Source organism: Peribacillus sp. NPDC056705 (genome assembly GCF_043656335.1).
On sequence record NZ_JBHTYI010000264.1, the window covers coordinates 1 to 1,100 of the forward strand.

The 1,100-nt window shown below is 49.9% G+C and carries 1 protein-coding gene; it reads right to left on the reverse strand.

The genetic code is table 11. From position 1 onward, the window contains the following. On the reverse strand, window positions 1-1,100 hold a 1,100-nt coding region (locus tag ACFRAK_RS29515; RefSeq protein ID WP_394573273.1), incomplete at both ends, for an extracellular solute-binding protein.

Here is a 1,100-nt window from a genome sequence, read left to right on the forward strand (position 1 = left end):
GCTGTCAAAGCCATAGGCTTCGAGGAATTTCTTGTCGTATTCCTTCAGTCCTGCCTTGTATTCCTCTGGTTGAGCAGCGGCATCCGTCGCGTTACCGTCGCTGAAGCTTCCTTCAATCTTCGGAGCGAATTTGAAGTAAGCATCGGCCTTGTTGGCTAATTTCCATGTACCATCGGTGAAAGCGTCACGTTGCTCTTGATTTTTCATGAATCGGCCTTGCTCGTTTACGATATAGTCCTCGCCTTCGATACCCCAGCTAAGCGTCTTCTGCCAATCCTCGGTAATCAAGGCATCAAGCAGCTTAAGGATCTTCTCAGGGTTCTTGGCGTTAACGCTGATACCAAAACCGTTATTCAGGTTGAGCGGCGCACGATCGCGGTAGTGATCCGTGATGCTCTCATCATAGACGAGCGGAACTCCCACATACGTTCTTTCGTCTTTGCCTTGCGTGATCAGGGAGTCTTCCGCGCTTTGGAAGTTCCAATGCTGGTCGAACATGCCGAGCACTGTACCACTGGACAGTTTCGCCAGATACTGGTCAAAGTTCTGTACGAAGGTCTCTTTGTCCACCAAGCCTTGCGCATTGACTTCGTTCAGCTTCTGGTAGTATGTCTTGGCATAGTCTTTATTAGCGAATACTTCCGCCTTGCCATCCTTCACCACCACGCCGCCATCATTCGGATGACCGATCAGATGCTGCGGCGCATTGAACAATCCCCAATTTCTCCAGTCGTGGTTAAGAATCTCGAAGCCGATCGTCGGGCTGCCGTCAATCGTTGGATACTTCTCTTTGTACTTGCCGATCAGATCAAAATATTCATCGAGCGTCTTGACCTTCGGATATCCGAACTCTGCGAGCACAGCTTTCTGAATCCAGAAGGCAGGTCCGGAGTACCACGTGCTGCTGAGCTTGCCGTTAAATACGCCGTAGTTCGGCAAAATGTAAATATGTCCGTCATTCGGATCTTTCATCATGTTCCAGTAGTCTTCATAATGCTTCTTCAAGTTGGGCGCATGCTCTTCGATCAGATCTTCGAGCGGAATATACGCGCCGGCTGCGGTAAGCTTCGTGTTGCCCGTCATCATGTCCGGATAATCAG